Here is a 15,286-nt window from a genome sequence, read left to right as displayed (position 1 = left end):
GGCAGACTGTCCAACGCCGGATCATCACCCGTGGACGCCGCCACCTCGTTGATCTCCGCCAACCGGGTATCCGCCAACGCTCGCCGGGTGCTCGGCAACCGCCGTGGCTTCGCCACCTTCAACGCCGGGTTCTCGGCCTCGGACAGGAGCCCGTCGGCGACCGCCCGCCGGTACAGGCATCGCAGCGCCGCGATCAGATGCTCCGCCGCACTGCGCCCACCCCGCGCGTTGCGGCGGGCCACCACATGCGTCTTGACGTACTCCGCAAGCCGCTCGATCTCCGATGGTGTCGGCTCATCGATACGCCGCTGGCCCCACTGCTCGACCACGCGCTTCCAGTACGACCCGTACGCCCGCCGGGTGCCAGCGCTGACCGCAGCTGCCACGACCGGCACGTACTCCGCGAACGTCGGAGCCGGCGGAAGGTCCGACGCCACTGCCACCAGATCCGCTGGCGAGATGCCCATCCGCGACAGCAACAACCGAGCGGCCTCCAGCTCGGCCTTGCCCGCCACGCCGCTCACGACTCACCGCCCGCGAACGCCTCGTCCTGCACTCGGGCGACCACCGCGTCCAGCGAGGCCGGTGGGTGAAGCACGAGACGTCCGGCCTTCGGGTCGGCCGCCAGCAGCACCCGATCGCCGGCTGTCAACCCGCACCACTGGCGGACCACAGCGGGCAACCGCACATGGCCCTCTTTCGTCACCTGGAACACCCCGCGCGGATCAGGGTCGACGATGATCAGACCGCCGCTTTCCCTGATGCCCAGCCTGAGGCCAGGAACCCAGCCGAGAACGGTCATCACCGCCCGATCAGCGACGCGGCCATGCACATCAAGAGTCGCCAGCCCATACACCGTGCTGCCGTCACGAGTAGGAGCCAGTCGCGCCAGCGGCAGAGGCGGTCGCTTCATCGCGGCACGCGAGTCACCGCGGATCTTGAGCCCGCCTGACGGAACCACCGCCGGGATCACCGAATCGATTGGCCGGTCGGTCATGACCCACCTCGCCCAACGACGAGGCTGCCACCAACGGTGGTAACAGAGAGTGAAAACAGGTGGCCAAGCATGCTTGACCACCTGTACGTCCAACGTCGCACGGATGCTACGCGGGAGTGTCCGAGGGGGGACTTGAACCCCCACGCCCTATACGGGCACTAGCACCTCAAGCTAGCGCGTCTGCCATTCCGCCACCCGGACCTGCACGTACCAGCCTACCCGGTCGACCAATGTGAGCTACTCACCGCATCGGTCGGCCTGGCGGGCCGCACGGGGCATTACTGTACACGGCCCATAACGATCATGCACATCAGCTCCATCGCGGCGCGTTTGCGCAGGTCAGCGGCCACATAGATCGGGTGGGTAGCGCGCAACAGGCGATTCCGGGCAGCATTGCTCCCGTGTCCCACCCCTCCCCGTTGATCGCCACTCAACACCAGGCCCTCGCACTGCGCGCCGCGGGTGACCTGACAAGCGCCCGCCGCCTGCTCCATGACGCGATCGTCGCGGCCCGCCCGGCGTACGGCGAGGACCACCAGGACGTCCTGGCCACCGGTCACCTGCTGGCCCGGCTGCACCGCGAGGCCGACGACCCGGCCTCCGCCCGGCGCGTACTCGAGGAGGCCTACGCGGCTGGCGAGCGCCGCCGCGGCGAGGGCGACCCGCTGATGCTCGCGCTCAGCTTCGACCTCGCCGGGGTGTCCGAGGAACTCGGCAACCGGCACGAGGCCCGCCGCAACTACAGCCGCGTGGCGACCGCCGGGGCCGCCGTGCTCGGTCCGGACCACCCCGCGGTACGCGCGGCCCGCCAGTACCTCGGCGGCTCCGCCGCCGCTCCCGCAGGCTATGGCCCCTCCCCCGGCGGCTCCGCCGCCGCTGCCGGACCGCTCCCCGCTCCACCCCCGCCCGGCTACCCGAATCCGGGCCGCCCCGGGTACGCCAATTCGCCCCTGCCCGGACACGTCGATCCAGCGCCGCCGGGCATCCCCGGGCCGGTCCGGCCCGATCCCGGACACCCCGGTCCCGGACACCCCGGGCACGGGGTGCCCGAGCCCACCGTCTCGTTGCGGCCCGTCCCACCGCCGCACCCGCACGCTCCGGCACCGCCAGGTCCCGTCGCCCCGGGTGCGCCCGTCGCGAATCCGCCGGCACCCGGCTCACAGTGGGCGCCCCGCCCGGGCCCGGCACCGCAGGCGCCCCGCCCCGGGCAGCCACCTCAGCCCGCACCGATCGTTCCTTCACCACCGGTGGCGCCTGCCCCGCCGCACCCTCCCGGCGCCGGGCCGAACGGACCCGCCAGTCCGTCGGCGCCGCCCTCGCCGCCCGCCGCGGAGCCGACGACCCGGTTCGCGCCCATCACCGAGGAGGCGACCTCCCGGTTCCCGGTGGTGCCCATCGAAACCACCGCCCCGGCGACGCCGCCCACTGCCGGGAGGGTCCCGCATAATCCCGGTGTCCGGCCGGTGCCCCCGGCTCAGGGCGTCATCCCGGTGCCACCGGCCCGGCGCGCCTCCCAGGCTCCGCCGGCAACGTACGGTCGACCGGCCGCCGCTTCCGGTGTGACCCCGGTGCCGCCCCGTGCCCCCGCCGCACCTCCGCACCCGGCAACCACCGGCACATCGATGCCCGGTCCGGCACCAGGACCACCCGCAGCGACGCCTGGAACGCCGACGACAGAACCCACCGCCGGGGCGCGCCCGCTGCCGCCGCCACAGACGCCGGGCATCGCCGGTGCGCCGTCGCTCCCGCCCCCGCCGGTCATTCCGCCGCCGCCCGCACCGCCGGTCGCCGAGTCGCCTCCCGCCGGAATCGCCCCGCCACCGTCGCGGATGCCCTCGGCGGGACTCGTGCCGCCGCCTCCGTCCGTCCTCCCGCCGGCGCCGCGCGTGCCGGCTCCGACGAACAGCCCTCTACCGTCGCCGCCGGCCGTTCCGGTTGTCCCGCCGGTGTCGGCCCAGCCCCTCCCACCACCGGTCACCCCTCCGGCCTCGGCCACGCCACCGGCACCCGCCTCCCAGCCGGTCGCCGAATCGGCGCCGGCCGCTGCCACCGCAGCGACGCCGGTCCCTGCGCCGCCCGCGCCGCCGCGACCCGCGCCCGCCCAGCAGGCGCCGTCGACGGCCGAGGCAACCGCTCCTCCGCGTCCCGCCGTCGACCGGGCGGCCGGCATCGACACGAGCGATGCGGGACGGGGTACGACATCGCCGATCCCCGGTGGACCGGGCTGGGACAAGCCGACGATCCAGGTGCAGCAGATCGGCCCGCTGCTGGAGGAGGAGGCGGCGCGCAACGCCGCGACGGCGGCCCCCGGCGTCCCGGTCAACCCCGCGACAGCCGGTGCCGTCGGCGAAACCCCGGCCGGCGCACGGCCGGTCAGCGGACCGCCCGCCGGCTCACCGCCCGCCGGCTCACCGCCCGTCAGCGCACCTCCGGTCAACCCGGTCCAGGCCGGTTCGTCCGGAACGCCCGTGGTGAGCGCACCGCCGTCGAGCGCATCCCCGGTCGACGGATCGTCGGTGAGCCCTTCGGCCACGGGTGAAGGCGGCGCTGCCGCGAGCATGAGGCAGCCGCACACGCCCGAGGCCGGCGCACCGGCCACCGGTGCTCCGGCAGCAGACGTAGCGCCACCGCCCGCCGCGCCCCAGGCCGGCGCTCCACCCACCAGCGCACCGCCGATCGGATCGCCCTCGACGTCTCCGGTCAGCGCGCCCCCTGTGAACCCGGTCAGCGGGCCCTTCGGGCAGTCGGTCAGCGGTCCTCCGGGGCCGCCGGTCAGCGCGCCACCCGGGGCCGGCTACCCACCGCCGGTCAGCGCGCCGCCCGGACCCGGCTACCCACCGCCGGTCAGCGCGCCGCCCGGACCTGGGTACCCGCCACCGGTCAGCGCGCCGCCCGCCGGACACCCACCGGTGAGCGCTCCCCCCGGCACCTATCCACCGCCGGTCAGCGGACCACCCGCGGCGCCGGTCAGCGCGGCACCCGTCAGCGGTTCCTCCGTACCGCCGTGGGGCATGGTGGCGCCGCCGTGGAGCAGCGTCGCCCCGTCCCAGCCGGTCGACCGGCCCACCGATCCCGACTTGGAAGTGGATGAGCCGGCACCCGCCGACCCGGCCGGCGAACCGGACGCGGACGCGCCGGAGCCGAACCGGCAGATGACGATCTACGAGGACCTGCTGGACTTCCCCGAGTCCACGCGACCGGAGCCGCCGGCCCAGCCGGAGCAGGGCGCCTGGCCGGCGACCCCGCCGATGTTCCACCAGCCGCCGCCGGTCCCGCCGCGGGACGCGTACCCGATGGAGCCGGAACGGCCGGGCCGCAACCGGACGGTGCTGGCCCTTGTGGTCGGGGGTGCGGTGCTCGCGGTGGTCGCGGCGGTCGGTGTCGGCGCGGTGTTGCTGAACCGGGAGGCGGCGCCGCCGCCGGCTCCCGTGCCCGCGTCCGGCGCCGCGTCGCCGAAGGTGACCGGGCCGCCGCCGGGAGACCTGAAGCTGCGCGACGACACCACCACCGTCACGGTAACCTGGACCGATCCGACGAACGGCGGGGTGCCGTTCGTGGTGGCCGGTGGCCGGGCCGGGCAGAAGCTCGGCGTGATGGCGACTGTGGACGCCGGGCAGACCCGCTACACGGTGAACGGGCTGAGCGCGAAGCTGGACTACTGCTTCACGGTGCTGGCTGTCTACTCGACCGATTCGTACGCCACCTCGGGTCAGGTCTGCACGGACCGGGAGGGCGGCCCCACGCCGAACTGAGCGTCCACGGACGACACGCTCGGTGTCCACAGGGGGACGGTGCGGGTTTCACCGGCTCCGGGCGGCACCTATGATGGCTCCCGGCTCTGGGGAGGGTCGGCCGTGCTCGGCGTCGCTCCCCGCACCGACACGGGGAGGCAGCCGGCAGTGACCACCATCGAGGACGTCACGGGCACCGCGCCGGAGCAGGCTCGTCCACGGTCGCGGATGCGGGGCGGGCTGGTCACCATCGGCACGGTGGCCGCGCTGCTGGCCGCGATGGGCCTGACTGTGCTCGGGCTGGGCGCGGCCGACAACGCGGTGGCGAGCTTCGACGCGTCGTCCTGGTTGTGGAGCACCACCCGCAGCGAGCTGGCCCGGGTCAACGGCGTCACCGCGCGGGTGGACACCCGGATGGAGGTGCCGGGTGGGCGGCGGCACCAGGTGCAGGTGGCGCAGACCGACCGGCTGCTGATCCTGCGCGACCTCAACACCGGGCAGGTCAGCTCGCTGGACCTGGCGACGTTGCAGATCACCGCGACGACGCCGACCGCGCCGGGGTTCGGGGTGAGCGTGGCGCTGCACGAGGACGCGGCGTTCGTGGTGGACGCGGTGCAGGGCATCGTCCGGCAGCTGGACCCGAGGGCGTTGACGCCGGTGGGTGAGCCGGTGCGCTACCCGCCGGGTATCACCGGCGGCACGTTCGACGGCGCCGGCAAGCTGTGGGTGGCGGTGCCGAGCGAGGGCACCGTCTCGGCGGTGACCGCCGCCGAGCTGCCGGAGACGCCGGGTGACGCGCCGTCCGCGGGGCTCAGCCCGGAGCGGGTCGAGACGTACGACGTGGCCGAGCCGGCGCACGAGCTGGTGGTGTCCACGCTGGACGAGGGTGTCGCGGTGCTGGACCGGACCTCGGCGTCGCTGGTGACCGTGGTCGGCGGGCAGACGCAGCGGGCGGAGCTGAGCATGAGCGCGCCGGGCAACCTGCCGACGCGGACCAGCGGGCCGCAGGTGCCGGTCACGGTCCCCGGTGACAGGTCGGTGCACGTGGTGCGGGACAGCCGCGAGGTGAAGCGGTTCACGGTTCCCGGCGCCGGTGCCCGGTTGAGCCCGGCGGTGGCGTGGGCGGGCCGGTTCTACTGCGCCGACGAGACCACCGGCACGGTGTACGCCTTCGACGGCGAGGGTCAGCTCGTGCAGACCGTCAAGGGCTCCGGCCGGCCCGGCCCGGTCGAGCTGGAGGTCCGGGAGAACCACCTGTTCATCAACCCGCCGGACTCGTCCACCGCGCAGGTGGTTGACGACCGCAACCAGGTGCGTGAGGTCGACAAGTACGCAAACGACGTGCTGGGCGGCGACCCGCCGCCGGTGGCCCCGCCGCCGCCCCCGCCGAAGAAGCCGAAGGTGTCCAAGCCGGGTGCGCCGAAGTCGGTCACCGCCGCCGCGGGTGACGCGTCGGCGCGGGTGAGCTGGCAGGCCGCCCCGTCGAACGGCGCCGAGATCATCCGGTACGTGGTGGAGGGCGCCGGTCAGACCCACCAGGTCGGCGCGAACCAGCGCGCGCTGGAGATCACCGGTCTGACAAACGGTGAGACGTACACGTTCTCGGTGCACGCGGTGAACGCCAAGGGTGAGGGGCCGGCGCGGCGCAGCAACCCGGTGGTGCCGACCGCCGAGGTGCCGGACCCGCCGGCGTCGGTGACCGCCGAGGCGCGGCCGGACGGCACGGTGCGGGTGAGCTGGCCCGAGGCCGACGGTCAGGGCAACACGATCGCGAAGTACGCGGTGACGGCGACCTCGGCGGGTGCGAGCGCCCCGGCCGGTGAGTCGGCGAAGACGGAGTTGGTGGTGCCGGCCGGGCAACTGGAGTACGGCACGCAGTACGCGTTCACGGTGACCGCGGTCAGCGAGAAGGGCGCCGGGTCGAAGGCGTCGCCGGTGAGCAACACGGTGGTGCCGTTCACCACGCCGAAGGCGCCGACGGAGCTGCGCGCGTCCACAGTCGCCGACCAGCCGGGCACGATCGCGGTGCAGTGGTCCCCGGCGGTGGACAACGGCCGCCCGGTGACGAAGTACGTGGTGGAGGCCGCGGGGAAGTCCGTCGAGGTGACCGACGTCCAGGCCACCGTGGGCGGACTGGGCAACGGGCAGAACGTGACGGTGAAGGTCAAGGCCGTGAACGAGGCCGGGCCGGGACCGGAGGCGAGCACCACCGCGCGGACGGTGGCCGAGCCCCGGATCACGGTGACCGGCTCGTCGGCGGACGCCACGTCGGTGACTGTGACGTTCACTGTGGACGCGGGCGGCGGTCGCGCCTCCTGCACGGCGGCAACGGGCGGGAAGACGGCGAGCGGGAGCTGTTCCAGCCTGCGGGTGACCGGGCTGACGCCGGGGACGGCGTACACGGTGACGCTGACCGCGAGCAACGCCGCCGGTAAGGGCACCGCCTCCCGCGCGCAGACCACCGACCCGGTGTACGGCATCGCCACGTGCAAGAACGGTCCGGACGGCGACCAGCGGACGTACTGCGACAAGGACGTGCCGGGCCGCAACGGCAACGAGATCTTCGAGGTGCCGAGGCAGGACAACGACCGGCAGGCCGGTTGGGTGCCGGACGGCCACCGGCTGCGCACGTACTGCAAGGTGAAGGGCGAGGATGTGGACGCCTGGATCTACAACAACAACAAGCAGAGCACCTGGTGGGTCCAGGTGGAGTACAAGGGCAAGACGTACATCCCGTGGGCCTGGCTCAACCTGGAGGGCGGCGACGACCTCGGCGTCCTGCCCACCTGCTGACCGCACCCGAGAGGCGCATCCGTGAACACGCACGAGCCGCTGAGCCAGCCGGAGGTGCAGGGCTTCGCCGCCCTGGCCGCCCGGCTGGCCGACAACGTCAACGCGGTCGTGCTCGGTAAGCCGCAGGTGGTGCGACTCGCGCTGACCGCGCTGTTCGCGCAGGGGCACGTGTTGCTGGAGGACGTGCCGGGCGTCGGCAAGACCACGTTGGCGCGGGCCGTCGCGGCCACGGTGAAGGGGCAGTGGCGGCGGATCCAGTTCACGCCGGACCTGCTCCCCTCCGACGTGTCGGGGGTGACCATCTTCAACCAGGCCAGCCGGGGCTTCGAGTTCCACCCGGGGCCGGTGTTCGCCAACATCGTCATCGCCGACGAGATCAACCGGGCGTCCCCGAAGACGCAGTCGGCGCTGCTGGAGGTGATGGAGGAGCGGACCGTCACCGTGGACGGCGTACGGCACCCGGTGCCGCAGCCGTTCCTGGTGGTGGCCACGCAGAACCCGGTGGAGATGGACGGCACGTACCGGCTGCCCGAGGCCCAGCTCGACCGGTTCCTGGTGAAGCTGTCGGTCGGCTACCCGGACGAGGCGGTCGAGGTGGAGGTGCTGCGCGGCGCCACGGTCCGCTCCCCCGACTCGCTGACCGCCGTCACCGACACCGCCACCGTGGGCGAGATGGTGAAGATGGCCCGGCGGGTGCACATCGCCGAGCCGCTCTACGCGTACGCGGTGCGGCTGGCCGCGGCGACGCGTACCCATCCGCAGGTGCGGGTCGGGGTGAGCCCGCGCGGGGTGATCGCGCTGACCCGGGCGGCGTGCGCGTACGCGCTGATCGACGGCCGCGGCTGGATCATGCCGGAGGACCTGAAGGCGCTCGTCGAGCCGGTGTTCGCGCACCGGCTGCTGCTCACCCCCGACGCGCAGGTGCGTGGTGTGACGCCCGCCGAGGTGCTGCGTCAGGCGGTCGCGTCGGTGCCGGTGCCGCTGCCGTCGGGCCAGGCCACAGCGGTGCACGGCTGAGCGTGGGGATCACCGCCCGTGGCATCGGGCTGCTCGTCGCCGCCCTGGTGCTGCTCGGCGTGGGGTTCCGGTACGCGTACCCGGAGCTGACGGTGCTCGGCGCGGCGGCCGGCGTGGCGGTCGGCTACGCCGTGGTGAACGCGGCCTGGCGGCCCCGGCTGAGCGTCGAGCGGCGGGCCGACCCGGACCGGGTGGCCCGGGGTGAGCCGGCGGCGATGGAGCTGACGGTGCGGAACACCGGCCGGCTGCGGGCGGCGAACCTGGTGGCCGAGGACCGCTGCGCCGGCGCGCTCGTGCCGGTGCCGCTGCTGCGGTTGCGCCCGGGCCGGGACACGGTGGCGCGGTACGAGGTGCCGACGCATCGGCGTGGGGTGGTTCCGGTGGGGCCGCTGCGGGTGGTGCGCCGGGATCCGCTGGGGCTGGTGGCGCTGGCGCGCGGCTACGGCGGCACGGTGCCGGTGTGGGTGCACCCGTGCATCCACCCGCTCTCCGCGGTGCCCACCGGCGCCGGGCGCAGCCTGGACGGGCGTACCGACAGCGTGCCGCACGGGTCGATCACGTTCGACTCGCTGCGGGAGTACGTGGTGGGTGACGAGTTGCGCCGCGTGCACTGGCGCACCAGCGCCCGGGTGGGTGAGCTGATGGTGCGGGAGAACGTGGACACCAGCCTGCCGCGCCTGGTGGTGGTGCTGGACAACCGCGCATCCGCGCACCCGGGCCGGGCCGGTGGCGTCGCGGAGTCGTTCGAGTCGGCGTGCGAGGCGGCGGCGTCGGTGGTGGCCGCCGCCGTGCGGGAGGACCTGCCGGTGCACCTGCTGCTCGTCGTACCGGCCGAGGTGGAGCCCGCGGGCGCGGCCGGGCCGCTGGACCGGCTCGCAGCTGTGGAGCTGGCGGACGCCGGGCCGGACGTGCTGCCCGCCGCGACGGGCAGGCTGCGCCGGGACCGGCTCGGCGACACGCTCGTCTTCCTGACCGGGCCGGGTGGCCGCGACGACCTGGGGCACGTGGGCGCGCTGCGTGGCGCGTACCCGTCGGTGGTGGTCGGGATGTTCGGCGCGGACGGGCCGACGCCGGCGGGCGCGGCGGGCCTCACGGTGCTGGACGCGGCCGACGGCGCGGCGTTCGCCGCCGAGTGGGACGGGGTCCGCCGGTGGTGACGCCGCCGCGGGTCGAACCGTCGGCGGACGGGCGCGTGGCCCGGGCGCTGCGGGCCGTGCCGGTCCCGGCCGCGCTGATCGTGCTGGTCGCGCTCTCCGGCGTGGTGCTGGGCCGGGTGTACGCGGACCCGCTGCTGACCCGGCTCATGGCCGGCGCGGCGGTCGGCTCGGTGCTGGTCAGCGTGGCCGCCCGGCGGCTGCCGTCCTGGCTGGTCGCGCCGCTGTCGGTGGCCGCGCTGGCCGGGTGGACGCTGCTGTCGCTGCGGCTGGCCGCCGCGCACGCGGCGCTGCCCGGCGGGCTCGGCGAGGTGACCGCCGACGCGGCCCGCAACGCGATCCCCCGGCTGCTCACCGCGATGATCCCGGTCGAGCCGGCGCCGGACACGGTGCTGGTCCCGGTGGTCGCGGCGTGGCTGGCCGGGCTGACCGCCGCCGAGGTGGCGCTGCGGGCCGGGCGGGTGCTGCTGGGCTACCTGCCGCCGGCGCTGCTCTACGCGGGCGCGCTCTACGTGGTGGGGCCGAACGCCGATCCGGCGATCGGCTCGACGGTGCTGTTCGCGGCCGTCGCGGCGGCCGGCCTGGCGACGCCCGGGCGCCGCGACGGCCCGGCGCCAGATCCGGTCGCCGGCCTCAGTCCTGCGGTACGCGCGGCGGTACGGCTGCGTCTGGTGGCGGCGAGCGCGACCGGGCTCGCGGTGGTGGTTGCGCTGGCGGCGCTGCTCGCCCCGGTGGTGGCCGCCCGGGTCGACGAGCGACCGGTCGACCCGCGCCGCTACGTGGAGCCGCCCCGGGTGGAGTCGCTGGACGAGAACCCGCTGATCCGGATCTCCGGGTGGGCGCTCAACCCGGACCAGCGGCTGCTCGACGTGCGCACGAGCGGGGGCGCGGCCGGGGACGGGTCGCCGCGGATCCGGCTGGCGGTGCTCAGCGACTACGACGGGGTGACCTGGCGGGTCGGCGCCACGTACCGCAACGCGGGGCGGATCCTGCCCGCCGCCGAGCCGGCCCCGAACGCGGCCACCGACGAGGTGCGCCAGGAGATCACCGTCGGCGACCTGACCGGGCGGCTGCTGCCGGCGGTGCCCACGCCGCGCGAGGTGACCGGCGCGCGGGTGGCGTACGACCCGGCGACCGGGACGCTGATCCGGCCGGAAGGGCTCGCGCCGGGCCTGCGGTACGAGGTGTCGTCGGTGCGGGAGCGCCCGGACGCGAACCTGCTGCCCACGGCGAACGTGCCCGCCGGTGACGAGGTGGCCCGGGTGCTGCGGGTGGCCGACGGCGCGCCGGAGCCGGTGCGACGGCTCGCCACCCAGCTCGCCGAGTCGAACGGCGCCCCGTACGCGCGTGCCGACGCGATCGCCGCGTTCCTGGCCGAGCACTACCGGGTGACCGCCGACGCGCCCAGCGGGCACGCGTACCCGAACCTGGCGTTCTTCCTGTTCGGACCGCGTAACGGCGGCGGGCAGCGGGGCACGTCGGAGCAGTTCGCCGCCGCGTTCGCGGTGCTCGGCCGCCTCGCCGGCCTGCCGACCCGGGTGGTGGTCGGGTTCGAGCCCAAGGGCGACGGTCCGGTGCGGGCCGCCGACGCGTACGCCTGGCCGGAGGTGCTGTTCGACGGCGTCGGCTGGGTGCCGTTCGACCCGATGCCGCGTCCGGACTCCGAGCCCCGCCCGGTGGAGGAGGACTTCCGGCCGCAGCCGGAGGATCCGCCGCCGTCGGAGGTGCCGGCGCCCACCGAGGAGCCGAGCGCCACTCCCCCGGCCGCCGCGCCCGCGCCCGGCCGGAACGAGCGTGGGCTCGGCACGCCGGTGCTGGTCGGCGGCGGTGCCGGTGGCCTGCTGCTGGTGGTCGGGGCGGTGCTGGCGATGCTCGTGGCGATGCGCCGCCGGCTTACCCGCTCCCGGTTGGACGCCGGTGACCCGGGCGAACGGGTCGCCGGTGCGTGGCGGGAGCTGACCGACGCGCTGCGGCTGGCCGGGCACCCGGTCGGGCCGGACCTGGCGGCGGCCGAGGTCGCCGAGCAGGCCCGCCGGACGCTCGCCGAGGCGCGCGCGGCGCGGCCCGGAGAGGGCGCGGCGAGCTGCGACCCGGATGGCGCGGTGGTGGACGAGCTGGCCGGTCTGCTCAACCAGGCGGGCTTCGCGCCGGGCAGCGTCACGCCGGAACAGGCGGAGCGGGCCGCACGGCTGAGCGCCGGCTTCGCCGACGCGCTGCGCGCGGCCCGGTCGCGGTGGCGACAGGTGCTGTGGGCGGTCCATCCGGGGCCGCTCCGGTGGCGACGCTGATCAACAGCCGTAACCGGATCGCCGGGCCGGTACCTCTACGAGCCGTCCTGAGTGGGGCACCGGCGGCCGGCTTACGGAAGTAGGGTGAGCGGTGATCTGGATCAGGAACCGGCGTTTTCGTCTGCTCTGGACCAGTACGCTCTTGTCCAACCTGGGCAATTGGCTGATGATCGTCGCGGTACCGGTCCACGTCTACACGATGACCGGGTCGACGCTCAGCAGCGGTTTCGCCTTCGTCGCGCAGACCCTGCCCGCGATCGTCTTCGCGCCCCTGGCCGGGGTGCTGGCCGACCAGTGGGACCGGCGCGCGGTGATGGTCGGCGCGGACCTGCTGCGCATGGCCGTCGTGCTCGCGCTGGTCGTGGTCGACGATCCGGGCATGCTGTGGCTGCTCTACACGGTGATGTTCTTCGAGAGCGCGATCGGGCACGTCTTCCAGCCCGCGGCCCGGGCGGTGGTGCCCGCCATCGTCGGCCGGGGCGGTGACCTGGAGGCGGCGAACTCCTGGAACACGGTGGCGAGCGGCGTCGTCCGCCTCGCCGGCGCGCCCCTGGGCGGCGCGCTCTACGCCCTCGTGGGTTTCGACGCTCTGGTGCTGATCGACTCCGCGACGTACCTGGCCTCGGCCGTACTGATCTTCGGAATGGGCCGGCTGCGGGTGGCCGACGACGGACACCGGCCGGGCACGTCGTCCTGGCTGGCCGCTTTCCGGGGGCAGATCCGGGAGGGTCTTGCCTTCCTCTTCGGGCATCCCGTCCTCCGCACGACGCTCGGCGTCTCCAGCATCTTCCTGATGGCGAACGCCGCTCTGAACGTGCTTCTCGTGCCGTACGTCATCAGCGTCCTCGGCGGCGACGCCGGCGATGTCGGCGTGCTCATGGCCGCGCTGGGCGGCGGCTTCCTGGCCAGCGCGTACGTCGGCAACGTGCTGTCCCGAAGCGGTCTCCTCCGGCTGTCGTTCACCGGCTGCCTGGCGGCGATCACCCTCTGCTTCGCGGGGCTCTTCCTCATCCACCACTTCGCCGCCGCGCTGGTCTTCATCGCCCTGGCCGGCCTGCCCGGTGGCGCGTTGCTGATGCTGGTCCAGGTTCAGGTCCAGCGCCACACCCCGGACCGCCAGCTCGGCCGGGTCGGATCCGCCTTCTCCGCCGCCGAGATGGCCGCGACCGTCGTGGGTGCCTCGGCGGGCAGCATCGCCGGGCAGCAGTTGCCCCTCATCACCACGGTCTGGCTCGTGATCGGCGTACTGGCGGCCGGCGCAGCAGTCGCCGCCCTCCTGCTACCCACCCGGTCCGGACCGCCGGCGGCGGAGCCGGTGGCGACGGCAACTCCGCCGGCGACAGCCGGAACCGGTGGCGACGGCTGAATCGCCGTCGATCCGTCACGACTGAGGGGAGCCGGCGCGCAGCTTCCGGACGAGCTTGCGCAGCCCGGCCTGCCAGCCGTCCGGGTCCTCGGCGCGACGGCGGGCGTAGTCGGCGACCTCGGGGTGCGGCAGGATCAGGAACCGCTCCTCGGCCAGCCCGGCGACGACCGCGTCGGCGACCTGGTCCGGGGTGAGGATCGTCCCGGACGCGGCGATCACCCGGGCGCCCAGGTGCCCCTCGGCGAGGCCGTCGGCGAGCATCGGGGTGTCCACGCCCTGCGGGCACAGCGCGCTGACCCGGATGCCGGCGTCCCGGTAGGTGATCGCCAGCCACTCGGCGAGACCCACGGCGGCGTGCTTGGTGGCGGTGTACGGGGCGTCGCCGACGGCGGTCAGCAGTCCGGCCGCCGAGCAGGTGAGCAGCAGGTGTCCCTGGCCCCGGCCGAGCATCCCGGGCAGCACGGCGCGGGCGCTGTGCAGGTGCCCGAGCACGTTCACCTTCCAGGCCCGGTCCCAGTCGGCGTCGGGCGCGTCGATGCCACCGCCGGTGGCCACGCCGGCGTTGGCGCAGAACAGGTCGATCCGGCCGTGACGGCGCTCGGTCTCCTCGACGAGCGCGTGCACCGCCGCCTCGTCGGTGACGTCCAGCCCGACGCCGCTCGCGACCGGGCCGATCGCGTCGGCCGCCGCGCGGGCCGCGTCGGCGGCCAGGTCGGCCAGGACGATCGCGGCGGCGCCCTCGGCGGCGAACCGGCGGCCCAGCGCCGCGCCGATCCCACCGGCCCCTCCGGTGACCACCACCACCCGGTCGGTCAGGTTCATCTCAGGCCACCTTTCCGGGGCCGAGCCGGGGCAGCAGGTCCATCCAGGCCGCCGCGCCGCCCTCGGTGATCTCCGGCGTGGGCAGCACCGCGATGACCGGCACGTCGACGCCGTTGTCGGCGTACCGGCGGACGGATGCCACGCACTGCTCGGGCGAGCCGTGCAGCACCAGCGCGTCGACCACCTCGTCCGGTACGGCGGCGGAGGCGCCCCGCCGGTCCCCGGCGGCCCAGGCCTCCCACATCGGGCCGAGCGAGTCCTCGCGGCCCAGCCACCTGTGGAAGGCGGCGTACGCGGGCACGGTCAGGTAGCCGGTGATCATGCGGCGGCCCAGTGCGCGAGCGTAGGCGGCGTCCTCGGTGGGGCAGACGAAGATGCGGGCGGCGACGTCGAAGCCGGGCCGGCGCTCCCCCACCTCGGCGAGCGCGGTCGGCACGTCGTCGGCGGCCAGCCAGTTGAGGATCACCCCGTCGGCCTCGGCGGCGGCCAGGCGCAGCATGCCGGGGCGCAGCGCGGCCAGCACGACCGGCGGCGGCACGCTGGGCGGGCGCTCGAGCGTGAACCGCCGGACGGCGAACGTGTCGAACGCCCCGTCGACGGTCTCGCCGCGCAACGCGGCCCGCAGGAACCGCAGCACGTCCCGGGTGCGCTTGAACGGCTCGTCGAACGCGATCGCGTTCCAGTCGCGTACCAGCACCGGCGAGGAGGAGCCGACGCCGAGCGCGAAGCGGCCCGGCGCGGCCTCGGCCAGCGCGGCGGCGCTCATCGCGAGCAGTCCGGGCCCTCTGGTGAACACCGGCGTGATCGCGGTGCCGAGGCGCAGCCGTGGCGACCACGCGGCGGCCAGGGCCAGCGGGGTGAACGCGTCGGCGCCGGCCACCTCCGACGACCAGACGTCGGTGAACCCGGCGTCGTCCAGGGCCGCGTAGACAGCGGCGTGGTCGGCGAGCGGAATTCCGCCCAACGGCACGGTCATTCCCCATCGGTTCGTCACCCGTCGATGGTGCCCGTCCGGCAGCGCCCGGAGCAAGATCCAGGCAGATATGGGTGATCCGCTCCGAGTTGCCGGGAAAGAGTGTTACGACTGCCGCATGAGTCGGACCGGGGACGGGGCCCGG

General features: G+C 74.9%; 11 protein-coding genes, 1 tRNA gene and 2 pseudogenes. 7 read left to right on the top strand and 7 right to left on the bottom strand.

What is annotated here, in order from left to right; genetic code table 11:
- The 3 genes and pseudogenes from IRY44_RS27710 to IRY44_RS27700 all read right to left on the bottom strand — a co-directional run.
- Positions 1 to 524: pseudogene (locus tag IRY44_RS27710) on the bottom strand (site-specific integrase); the annotation flags it as partial.
- A complete protein-coding gene (locus IRY44_RS30905; protein ID WP_228532930.1) occupies positions 521 to 997 on the bottom strand; it encodes a hypothetical protein in 477 nt (158 codons plus the stop codon). The pseudogene IRY44_RS27710 and the gene IRY44_RS30905, both read right to left, overlap by 4 nt.
- Before the next feature lie 117 nt (positions 998 to 1,114).
- Positions 1,115 to 1,198: transfer RNA gene (locus tag IRY44_RS27700), tRNA-Leu, on the bottom strand.
- A 158-nt stretch (positions 1,199 to 1,356) separates the two neighbouring features.
- Here IRY44_RS27700 and IRY44_RS31405 point away from each other — a divergent pair.
- Positions 1,357 to 1,572 (top strand): annotated as a pseudogene (locus IRY44_RS31405) (hypothetical protein); the annotation flags it as partial.
- Between the two features lie 641 nt (positions 1,573 to 2,213).
- Here IRY44_RS31405 and IRY44_RS27690 read toward each other — a convergent pair.
- Both IRY44_RS27690 and IRY44_RS27685 read right to left on the bottom strand, forming a co-directional pair.
- Positions 2,214 to 2,423: a hypothetical protein gene (locus IRY44_RS27690; protein ID WP_194803129.1), complete on the bottom strand. Its 210-nt coding sequence runs from the start codon at positions 2,421 to 2,423 to the stop codon at positions 2,214 to 2,216.
- A gap of 48 nt (positions 2,424 to 2,471) precedes the next feature.
- Positions 2,472 to 3,596 carry a hypothetical protein gene (locus IRY44_RS27685; RefSeq protein ID WP_194803128.1) on the bottom strand — a complete coding sequence of 375 codons (1,125 nt, stop codon included), beginning with the start codon at positions 3,594 to 3,596 and terminating at the stop codon, positions 2,472 to 2,474.
- A 310-nt stretch (positions 3,597 to 3,906) separates the two neighbouring features.
- On the opposite strand from IRY44_RS27685, the gene IRY44_RS27680 reads away from it, so the two are divergent.
- The 6 genes from IRY44_RS27680 to IRY44_RS27655 all read left to right on the top strand — a co-directional run bounded on the left by IRY44_RS27680 (position 3,907) and on the right by IRY44_RS27655 (position 13,346).
- Positions 3,907 to 4,749, top strand: a complete 843-nt coding sequence (locus IRY44_RS27680; protein ID WP_370585030.1) for a hypothetical protein — start codon at positions 3,907 to 3,909, stop codon at positions 4,747 to 4,749.
- A 207-nt stretch (positions 4,750 to 4,956) separates the two neighbouring features.
- Entirely contained in the window at positions 4,957 to 7,521 is a 2,565-nt protein-coding gene (locus tag IRY44_RS27675; protein WP_194803125.1) for a fibronectin type III domain-containing protein, read from the top strand.
- A gap of 21 nt (positions 7,522 to 7,542) precedes the next feature.
- On the top strand, positions 7,543 to 8,538 hold the full coding sequence (locus tag IRY44_RS27670) for a MoxR family ATPase (protein WP_013287288.1): 996 nt from the start codon (positions 7,543 to 7,545) through the stop codon (positions 8,536 to 8,538).
- A 2-nt stretch (positions 8,539 to 8,540) separates the two neighbouring features.
- Complete coding sequence (locus IRY44_RS27665) at positions 8,541 to 9,695, top strand: DUF58 domain-containing protein (RefSeq protein WP_194803115.1); 1,155 nt, start codon at positions 8,541 to 8,543, stop codon at positions 9,693 to 9,695.
- Positions 9,689 to 11,980, top strand: a complete 2,292-nt coding sequence (locus tag IRY44_RS27660) for a transglutaminase domain-containing protein (RefSeq protein ID WP_194803114.1) — start codon at positions 9,689 to 9,691, stop codon at positions 11,978 to 11,980. Before IRY44_RS27665 ends, IRY44_RS27660 begins: the two co-directional genes overlap by 7 nt.
- Positions 11,981 to 12,071: 91 nt before the next feature.
- Positions 12,072 to 13,346, top strand: a complete 1,275-nt coding sequence (locus IRY44_RS27655; RefSeq protein WP_194803113.1) for an MFS transporter — start codon at positions 12,072 to 12,074, stop codon at positions 13,344 to 13,346.
- A 15-nt stretch (positions 13,347 to 13,361) separates the two neighbouring features.
- On the opposite strand, the gene IRY44_RS27650 is transcribed toward IRY44_RS27655, so the two are convergent.
- Positions 13,362 to 14,168, bottom strand: a complete 807-nt coding sequence (locus tag IRY44_RS27650) for an SDR family oxidoreductase (RefSeq protein ID WP_194803112.1) — start codon at positions 14,166 to 14,168, stop codon at positions 13,362 to 13,364.
- Position 14,169: 1 nt separating this feature from the next.
- Positions 14,170 to 15,144, bottom strand: coding sequence for an LLM class F420-dependent oxidoreductase (locus IRY44_RS27645; RefSeq protein ID WP_114920899.1), 975 nt, complete (start codon positions 15,142 to 15,144; stop codon positions 14,170 to 14,172).
- Positions 15,145 to 15,286 lie beyond the last annotated feature (142 nt).

Source organism: Micromonospora sp. ANENR4 (assembly GCF_015354395.1).
Classification (GTDB): domain Bacteria; phylum Actinomycetota; class Actinomycetes; order Mycobacteriales; family Micromonosporaceae; genus Micromonospora; species Micromonospora aurantiaca.
The sequence above is the reverse complement of the archived record's forward strand: the minus strand, read 5'-3'. Positions and strand labels throughout refer to the sequence as shown.

Coding starts and splice junctions, on each gene's coding strand:
- IRY44_RS27645 (WP_114920899.1), bottom strand. CDS start 15,144: ATGACCGTGCCGTTGGGCGGAATTCCGCTCGCCGACCACGCCGCTGTC.
- IRY44_RS27650 (WP_194803112.1), bottom strand. CDS start 14,168: ATGAACCTGACCGACCGGGTGGTGGTGGTCACCGGAGGGGCCGGTGGG.
- IRY44_RS27675 (WP_194803125.1), top strand. CDS start 4,957: ATGCGGGGCGGGCTGGTCACCATCGGCACGGTGGCCGCGCTGCTGGCC.
- IRY44_RS30905 (WP_228532930.1), bottom strand. CDS start 997: ATGACCGACCGGCCAATCGATTCGGTGATCCCGGCGGTGGTTCCGTCA.